General features: G+C 57.1%; 9 protein-coding genes. 4 read left to right on the top strand and 5 right to left on the bottom strand.

The features are described 5' to 3' along the window. Nucleotides 1-537 (top strand): methyl-accepting chemotaxis protein (locus Q7O77_RS11230; protein ID WP_304167063.1); only part of this gene is annotated, 537 nt, incomplete at its 5' end. 178 nt (nucleotides 538-715) lie between these two features. Here Q7O77_RS11230 and Q7O77_RS11225 read toward each other — a convergent pair. The 3 genes from Q7O77_RS11225 to Q7O77_RS11215 all read right to left on the bottom strand — a co-directional run bounded on the left by Q7O77_RS11225 (nucleotide 716) and on the right by Q7O77_RS11215 (nucleotide 3,312). Then, nucleotides 716-1,909, bottom strand: a complete 1,194-nt coding sequence (locus tag Q7O77_RS11225) for an amino acid aminotransferase (protein WP_304167060.1) — start codon at nucleotides 1,907-1,909, stop codon at nucleotides 716-718. Between the two features lie 62 nt (nucleotides 1,910-1,971). Next, nucleotides 1,972-2,586 carry a YitT family protein gene (locus tag Q7O77_RS11220; RefSeq protein ID WP_085651092.1) on the bottom strand — a complete coding sequence of 205 codons (615 nt, stop codon included), beginning with the start codon at nucleotides 2,584-2,586 and terminating at the stop codon, nucleotides 1,972-1,974. A gap of 258 nt (nucleotides 2,587-2,844) precedes the next feature. Beyond that, nucleotides 2,845-3,312 (bottom strand): Lrp/AsnC family transcriptional regulator, encoded by a 468-nt coding sequence (locus Q7O77_RS11215; protein WP_085651093.1) that lies wholly within the window; start codon nucleotides 3,310-3,312, stop codon nucleotides 2,845-2,847. 322 nt (nucleotides 3,313-3,634) lie between these two features. On the opposite strand from Q7O77_RS11215, the gene Q7O77_RS11210 reads away from it, so the two are divergent. Together Q7O77_RS11210 and Q7O77_RS11205 are read left to right on the top strand one after the other, a co-directional pair. Next, complete coding sequence (locus Q7O77_RS11210; RefSeq protein ID WP_304167054.1) at nucleotides 3,635-4,399, top strand: transporter substrate-binding domain-containing protein; 765 nt, start codon at nucleotides 3,635-3,637, stop codon at nucleotides 4,397-4,399. A gap of 241 nt (nucleotides 4,400-4,640) precedes the next feature. After that, nucleotides 4,641-4,892, top strand: a complete 252-nt coding sequence (locus tag Q7O77_RS11205) for a DUF1471 domain-containing protein (protein WP_085651095.1) — start codon at nucleotides 4,641-4,643, stop codon at nucleotides 4,890-4,892. A gap of 126 nt (nucleotides 4,893-5,018) precedes the next feature. Here Q7O77_RS11205 and alr read toward each other — a convergent pair whose 3' ends face one another. After that, a complete protein-coding gene (gene alr / locus Q7O77_RS11200) occupies nucleotides 5,019-6,104 on the bottom strand; it encodes an alanine racemase (RefSeq protein WP_304167050.1) in 1,086 nt (361 codons plus the stop codon). 18 nt (nucleotides 6,105-6,122) lie between these two features. Beyond that, nucleotides 6,123-7,532: a replicative DNA helicase gene (gene dnaB, locus Q7O77_RS11195; RefSeq protein WP_304167047.1), complete on the bottom strand. Its 1,410-nt coding sequence runs from the start codon at nucleotides 7,530-7,532 to the stop codon at nucleotides 6,123-6,125. Between the two features lie 119 nt (nucleotides 7,533-7,651). On the opposite strand from dnaB, the gene Q7O77_RS11190 reads away from it, so the two are divergent. Then, the gene (locus Q7O77_RS11190) at nucleotides 7,652-8,635 is read left to right on the top strand and encodes a quinone oxidoreductase (protein ID WP_304167044.1); all 984 of its coding nucleotides are present in this window, start codon (nucleotides 7,652-7,654) and stop codon (nucleotides 8,633-8,635) included. The last annotated feature ends 11 nt before the right edge of the window (nucleotides 8,636-8,646 follow it).

Below are 8,646 nucleotides of genomic sequence, written 5' to 3'. Positions count from 1 at the left end.
GCGCGTGCTGGCGAACAGGGCAGAGGCTTTGCGGTGGTTGCGGGTGAAGTTCGCTCTCTGGCGCAGCGCAGTGCCACGGCGGCGAAAGAGATCAAAGAACTGATCGACGACTCCGTCGGCAAGATCCAGGAAGGGATGCAGCTTGTGGACTCCGCGGAAGACAACATGTCCAGCCTGACCACGCATGTGCAGGACGTGAACGACATCATCAGCGAAATCTCTCAGGCCAGCGGCGAGCAGAGCGATGGTATCAATCAGATCAACATTGCGGTCGGCCAGATTGACTCCACAACGCAGCAGAACGCCGCGCTGGTGGAAGAGTCCGCTTCGGCGGCGCTGTCTCTGCAGTCTCAGGCGACAATGCTGACCGATGCGGTGAGCACCTTCAAGTTGAGCCACAGCTTCGTCGCCACAAGCGGCCGTCAGCAGCCACAAGCTTCTGCGGCGAGCGCGTTGCCTGTAGCGAAAGCGGTTAAGCAGGAAAAAGCGTCGCCAGCGACGGCTTCCGCCAGCTCTGAAGACTGGACGTCGTTCTAAAACATCACGGCTGGCGGCGAACTGCCGTCGGCCCCAGATATCCGCCTCGGCGGATATCTGCATGTCCCTCCGGCGGTCGCTGAACTTCTGCGGCCGTCGTCCCGTCTGAACAAATCCCCAAAAAAGCCCAAAAAAAAGCCTGCCGTTGGATGCCGGCAGGCAGTATGAGCAAACGATGCTATTGCACGGCGGCAAACGCCGCGGCAACCCTTTGTATGTTGCTGTGATTGAGTCCGGCTATGCAAACGCGACCGCTGGCGATGAGGTAAACGCCGAACTCCTCGCGCAGCCGATCCACTTGTTCAGGGCTAAAACCAGTGTAGCTGAACATTCCGCGTTGCGTCAGCAGGTAGTCGAAATTCCGGTCGGGCAGGGCTTGCTTCAGCGCATCCACCAACGTTTGCCGCATTTCCGAGATACGTTGCCGCATCGCCGTCACCTCGGCATGCCATTCGGCGTTCAGCGTTTCGTCGTTGAGCACGTGAGAAACCAGCTGTCCGCCGAAATTCGGCGGGCTGGAGTAGTTGCGTCGCACCGTAGCCTTCAACTGACCCAGTACGCGCTCTGCGGCCTGACGGTCTTCACAAATGACGGACAGCCCGCCGACGCGTTCGCTGTATAGCGAGAAAATTTTCGAAAACGAATTGCTCACCAGCGCAGGCAAGCCGGAGCCCGCGATGGCGCGAATGGCGTAGGCATCGTCGTCCATGCCTGCGCCAAATCCTTGATAGGCGATATCCAGGAACGGGATCAGTTTGCGCGACAGCAATACTTCAATGACCTGATCCCATTGCGCGTGGGTCAAATCCGCGCCGGTCGGGTTGTGGCAGCAGGGATGCAACAGGACGATGCTTTGTGCTGGCAGCTGCTTCAGCGCGTCGAGCATGCCCTGGAAGTTCACCCCCCGGCTGGCGTTGTCGAAGTAGGGATAGGTATGCACTTGGAAACCGGCGCCGGAGAAGATGGCGATATGGTTTTCCCAGGTCGGGTCGCTGACCCAGACTTCCGAATCAGGAAAATAGCGTTTCAGAAAATCGGCGCCGACCTTCAGCGCGCCCGAGCCGCCTACGGTCTGGATTGTGGCGATGCGACCGGCGCTTAGCGCGGGGTGGTGATCGCCGAACAGCAGCCGTTGAATCGCGGTGCGATAAGACGCCAACCCTTCCATCGGCAGGTAGCTGCTCGCATGTTTAAACTGATCCGTCAGTTGAGCCTGTGCGGCGCTGACCGCTTTCAACTGGGGGATCACCGCGTGCTCGTCGTAGTACAGCCCGATGCTGAGGTTGACTTTGTCGGCTCGGGGGTCCTGTTTGAATTGCTCCATCAGCGACAGGATGGGATCGCCCGCATAGGCGTCAACATGTTGAAACACGGTCACATACTCCTGGATTAGTCGATATCTCGCGTAGTGATATTGCCCATAGTCCTAAGACGTTACACCGCGTAGCGTCCTGGGCGGTGATTCATGGCAATAATCAGATTCAGGATGGTTGCTCCCACGATAGAGGCAACCAGCATGGGTATGCTTACCACGAACAGCGACGCCAGCACAATAATCACATCCACCACCATTTGAAATTTGCCGGCCCTGATTCCACTTTTATCCTGTAAATAAAGCGCAAGAATATTGACGCCGCCCAGACTGGCTTTGTGGCGGAACAGGACGATAAATCCCAGCCCCATAATCACATTGCCGAACAGCGTCGCATAAAAAGGATCCAGTCGGTCGATATGGATGAAGTGTCCGTGCAGGTCGGAAAACACCGAGACCAGCGCGACCGCGCAGAAGGTCTTGAGCGTAAAACGCCAGCCCATACGGCGGATCGCCAGATAATAAAACGGCAGATTGATCAGGAAGAACGCGACGCCGAACGAGAGATGAAGAACATAGTGCAGCAAAAAGGCCATGCCTGCGGTTCCCCCGGTCAGGGCTCCGGACTGGCGCAGCAGCACGACGCCAAAAGAGACCATAAGCGTACCGATAAGGAGCGCGATCATATCCTCGATGGGGGTGTGCGACAGATCGTCGTGGTTGATGACATTATCCATAAGAACAGTACGTTAGTTGATAGAACGATAGAGAATAGGAAGCAAAAAACGCACCAGCCTACGTCAGGCCTTAGTGGTCTGGGTAATGTTCAAACAGTTTTAAGGCTAACGTGTTGAAATCGAAGAAGGTTAAATTTGCACGGAACACGCGATAAATGGGGTTTTTATCGTTGTGATGTGCGTAATGTTTGCCTTTGGTGCGTGAGATGACCGCCCGACATGCACCATAATAAAGCCTTATGCCCCGGTTTGGGGCAATCAGGCGGTTGTCGCCATCAACCCATTTTCCTTCAGACGATTGAGGACCACCGAGGTTTTAAGGTGTGCCACGCTCTTGTTTTGCGACAGGATATGGCTGATCAGTTCGCTCAGTCCGGGCAGATCCGCCACCGCGACTTTCAGCAGGTAGTCGGCGTCGCCGGTCGTTTTGTAGGCGTCGATGATGGCATCCACTTCGCCCAGCATCTGGTGGAAGCTGTCCACGCATTCCGGGGTGTGATTGATGAGGCGTACTTCGATCAATCCCAGCGTTTCCAGCCCCATCGCGTCCGGCGCCAACCGGGCGTGATATCCCAAAATCAGCTGTGCGTGTTCAAGGGCAATGCGACGACGCGAGCACTGCGATGCGGACAGCCCGACCAGCTCGCTGAGTTCCTGATTGGTCAGTCGGCCGTTGGACTGTAGCAGCGTCAGGATTTTCAGATCAAAGTCATCAATGTTGTACATGGTGAAGTTTACCGGGCAAAAGACGGTCTTACAGACTAACAGGTTTTTGCCGCTCGGAAACCCTGTCGCCGTCCCGGCGAGAATGGGCTGAACGGCCACGTGTGTCAAACGCGGTGGAACGCGGGGAGAGGCGTGCGATCTGCGAGCGGTTTTCGGGCGAAAATCTGGAGCATTATGCCAAGGACGATGAGTTTCAGAGTGCAGGATAGCGGATTGCTCTCTGACAGTTGGTGCGCCTGTCGGGATGTGTCATAAAGAGTGAAAAATTATCACGTCGGCGCAAGCACGACGTCGCTCAACGTCAATAGTAAGGGTGAAATGAATGAAGAAATGGTTCCCGCTGACTCTGTTGCTGGCTTCCGGCGCCGCAAGCGCCGCATCGCATCTGGATAGCGTGCAGCAGCAGGGCGTGCTGAGAGTCTGTACTACCGGAGATTACAAGCCTTACAGCTTGCTGCGAGAAGACGGCGAATACGAAGGGATCGATATCGATATGGCGCACTCGCTGGCTGCCAGCCTCGGGGTGAAGGTCGCCTGGGTGAAAACGACCTGGAAAACGCTGATGCCTGACTTTCTGGCAGGGCAGTGTGATGTCGCCGTTGGCGGCATTTCCGTGACGCTGGAGCGACAGAAAAAAGCGTTCTTTACGAACCGGATCGACGTGGATGGCAAAATCCCGCTGGTGCGTTGCGAAGACAAAGCGAAGTATCAGACGATCGATCAAATCAACCGTCCGTCCGTGCGTTTGATTGAACCTGCCGGCGGCACCAATGAGGCGTTTGCGCACGCTCATTTGCCTCATGCGCAGCTGATGCTGCACGATAACGTCACGATCTTCCAGCAGCTGGCGGACGGTAAAGCGGACGTCATGATTACCGAAGCCTCGGAGGCGTTGTACCAGCAGAAACACTACCCGTCGCTGTGTGCGGTCAATCCGGAGCATCCGTTGCAGTATGGCGAAAAAGCCTTTTTACTGCCGCGGGATGACTCAAGCTGGAAACAGTATGTGGACCTATGGCTGCACTTGACAAAATCCACCGGAGAGCACCAGCAGATTATGGGGAAATGGCTTTCCGTAACGAAGTGATAAGCCGCTGATGGGTGACTATCAGGTGTTTTAGGCTGAAATTTTGTCATTTAACCAGATTTAACGCGATCGCATCGATAGCTAAATGGAACAAATTTTTGTCTATCGGTGCTTTTTTTGTTCATATTTTTTGAACGTAGTCACCAAATTAACCCAATTTTAACAGCGTCGTAACTGGACTATGATCATTCACATCGAAGACACACATCGTCTTCTTAACCATTATGTGAAGGATACCATTATGAAAACCATCAATGCTGTTATTGCCGCTGCTGTACTGTCTACCGCGTCATTCGCCACCTTCGCGGCGACCGAAGTCAACCAGGCTCCTGACGCGTCCATCGGTAGCGTTTCCGCCAGCGCAAGAAACCTGGGCGACCTGCAGTCTAACCTGTCCTCTGCGGCTGATGCCTCGGGTGCCAAGTCATTCCGCATCATCTCCACGATGGACAGCAGCAACCATATCCGTGGCGTCGCTGAACTCTATAACTAATCTTTTCGGTGAGACATCTTCATAAGGTTGGCTGCTCATGAAACCTATCGATGATAAGACACCTGATAAAAAGGCCCGCAATGTGATTGCGGGCCTTTTTTACGTCGGTATCGGGATGGATGAAATTCAGAACGGCTCATCCGTATAAGCGATGTGAGTGCGGGAGGTCAGGCGCGTCAGCAGCTCATAGGCGCTGACGTCATTCATCGCGGCCACGCTTTCGACCGGTAAATGTGTTCCCCACAGCTCGACTTCATCGCCGACCCGATCCTGCGCGTCCGGCCCCAGATCCACCGTGATCATATCCATGGATACCCTACCCGCCAGCGGGACTTCGCGTCCGTTGATCCACACCGGCGTACCGCTTTTCGCGCAACGAGGATAGCCGTCTCCGTAGCCCATGGCGACGACGCCGAGCCGTGTGTTGCGCGGGCTGGTCCAGGTGCTGCCGTAGCCGACGGGCTCACCGGACTGATGTTCGCGCACGGCAATCAGATGGGAAAACAGGCGCATCGCAGGCTGTAATCCCCAGCGGGCGGCGTTGTCGCCATCGAGTGGGGAGACGCCGTAGAGAATGATGCCGGGACGAATCTGGTCGCGGTGCGACTGCGGCCACAGCAAAATGCCGCCGGAAGCGGCGATGGATTGCGCACCCGGCTTACCCGCCGCGACGGCGTCGAACGTCGCCAGCTGACGCTCGGTGACGTCGACGTCCGGCTCATCCGCGCGGCAGAAATGGCTCATGATGTTCACCGGCTGCACCACATTGTGGCAACGGGACAGGCGTTGCCAGAAAGCGTCTGCCTGATCCGGACGGACGCCGAGACGGTGCATGCCCGTATCCAGCTTCATCCAGACCGTCAACGGACGCTCCAGCGTCGCCTGCTCCAGCGCTTCCAACTGTTCAATGCTGTGGACCGCAGTTTCCAGCCCGTTGGCCGCCAGCACAGGCAGATCTTCCGCGGAGAAAAAACCTTCCAGCAGCAAAATAGGGTGGGTGATACCCGCGTCGCGCAGGGCCAAAGCTTCGCTGAGGCGGGCGACGCCGAAAGCATCGGCGTCGCTCAGCGTACGGGCGGTTTCCAGCGCGCCATGCCCGTAGGCATTGGCTTTGACGATGGCCACCAGGCGGCTATTCGGCGCACGCTGGCGGATGACTTGCAGATTATGTCGCAGAGCGCGGCGATTAATGACGGCGGTTGCCGTTTGCATGCTCGTTCCCTTATCGCATTATTCATCATCGTACTGTGGCCCGGCGTAGTTATCGAACCGCGACCACTGCCCGTTAAAGGTCAGGCGTACCGAGCCGATGGGACCGTTACGCTGTTTCCCAATAATAATTTCAGCGATGCCTTTCAGGTCGCTGTTCTCGTGATAAACCTCGTCACGATAGATAAACATGATCAAGTCGGCGTCCTGCTCGATGGAGCCGGACTCACGCAGGTCGGAGTTGACCGGACGTTTATCGGCGCGCTGCTCCAGACTACGGTTAAGCTGGGACAGTGCGATAACAGGCACTTGCAATTCTTTCGCCAATGCTTTGAGCGAGCGTGAAATTTCTGCGATTTCCAGCGTACGGTTTTCCGACAGCGACGGCACCCGCATTAACTGCAGGTAGTCGATCATGATCAGGCTGAGGCCGTCATGTTCGCGGAAGACGCGACGTGCGCGGGAACGGACTTCCGTCGGCGTCAGGCCGGAGGAGTCATCGATGTACATGTTGCGCTTTTCAAGCAGCAGCCCCATGGTGCTGGAGATACGCGCCCAATCCTCGTCGTCCAGCTGACCGGTACGAATACGGGTCTGGTCGACGCGCGACAGCGACGCCAGCATACGCATCATGAGCTGGTCGCCGGGCATTTCCAGACTGAAAATCAGCACCGGCTTTTCCTGCGTCATGGCGGCGTTTTCGCACAGGTTCATGGCGAACGTGGTTTTCCCCATGGACGGTCGGGCGGCCACGATAATCAGGTCGGATTTCTGCAAACCGGCCGTTTTCTTATCCAGATCCTGATAGCCGCTGGACACCCCGGTCACCCCGTCGTGCGGGCGCTGATAAAGCTGTTCGATACGGGAAACGGTGTCTTCCAGAATACGGTCGATGCTTTTCGGACCTTCGTCCTTGCTGGCGCGGTTTTCCGCGATTTGGAAGACGCGGGATTCCGCCAGATCCAGCAGATCTTCGCTGCTGCGGCCCTGCGGATCGTAACCGGCGTCGGCGATCTCGTTGGCGACGGCGATCATTTCACGCACGACGGCGCGTTCGCGCACGATATCGGCGTAGGCGCCGATGTTTGCGGCGCTGGGGGTGTTCTTAGCCAGCTCGGCCAGATAGGCGAATCCGCCGGCGGAGTCCAGTTCGCCTTTCTGCTCCAGCGACTCTGACAGGGTAATCAGGTCGATGGGTTTGCTCATTTCCAGCAAACGCTGCATTTCGCTGAAAATCAGCCGATGAGCGCGATTAAAGAAGTCATTGGTGACGACGCGTTCTGCTACGTTGTCCCAGCGCTCGTTGTCGAGCATCAGTCCACCCAACACAGACTGTTCCGCTTCCAATGAATGTGGGGGGAGCTTTAGCCCTTCGACCTGACGGTCGCGAGGTTCTGCGGATTTATTGGTGGATCTTTTCTTCTCTGCCATGAAGCGCGTTCTTACGGGTTGATTTACCAGAATGGAAGGGGGCATTGTATCTCTGAAAAGCGGGAATGACACCCGCTGTCACCGTAAACCCTTAAATTGAGAAAGAACCTGGAGAGCATATGGCTAAGCGCATTCAATTCAGCAGTCCCGGCGGACCTGAGGTGCTGGAGCTGGTGGACTATCTCCCCGCCGAACCGGCCCGGGACGAGGTACAGATCGAAAACCGCGCCATCGGCGTCAACTTCATCGACACCTATTTCCGCTCCGGGCTGTATCCCGCGCCGTCCTTACCCTCCGGTCTGGGGAGCGAAGCGGCGGGCGTGGTGGTCAAGGTCGGTGCCGACGTCTCGGCGCTGCGGGTAGGCGACCGCGTGGTCTATGCGCAGGGCGGGCTGGGCGCTTACAGCCAGATACACAATGTGTCTGCGGATAAAGTAGCGAAGCTGCCGGATGCCATCAGTTTCGAACAGGCGGCGGCCAGTTTCCTGAAAGGGCTGACGGTTTACTATCTGCTGCGTAAAACCTACGACGTGCAGCCGGGAGAAACCATTCTGTTCCATGCAGCGGCGGGCGGCGTTGGGCTAATCGCCTGCCAGTGGGCCAAAGCGTTGGGCGCTCGGCTGATTGGGACGGTGGGGTCCGCGCAGAAAGCCGAGCTGGCGCAAAAGGCCGGCGCATGGGCGACCATCAACTACCAGCAGGAAGATATCGCGCAGCGCGTAGCGGCGTTGACCGACGGCAACAAGGTCGGCGTGGTGTACGACTCCGTAGGGAAAGCCACCTGGGAGGCGTCGCTGGACTGCCTGCAACGCCGGGGATTGATGGTAAGTTTCGGCAACGCCTCCGGGCCGGTCACCGGCGTCGATCTGGGCATCCTGAATAAGAAAGGCTCGCTGTACGTCACGCGACCGTCGCTGTTCGGCTATATCACCAATCGAGAAGAGCTGGAGGAAGCCAGCAATGCGCTGTTTTCCCTGATCGCCAGCGGCGCGATTTCGGTAGACGTACCGGAGGCGCAAACATTCGCGTTGGCCGATGCCCGTCAGGCGCATCTGGCGCTGGAAGGTCGGCACACTCAAGGCTCCTGCCTGCTGATCCCCTGATACGCTGAGCA

The organism is Lonsdalea britannica (assembly GCF_946477055.1).
GTDB classification, from domain to species: domain Bacteria; phylum Pseudomonadota; class Gammaproteobacteria; order Enterobacterales; family Enterobacteriaceae; genus Lonsdalea; species Lonsdalea britannica_A.
This window is presented reverse-complemented; position numbering and strand designations above follow the sequence as displayed.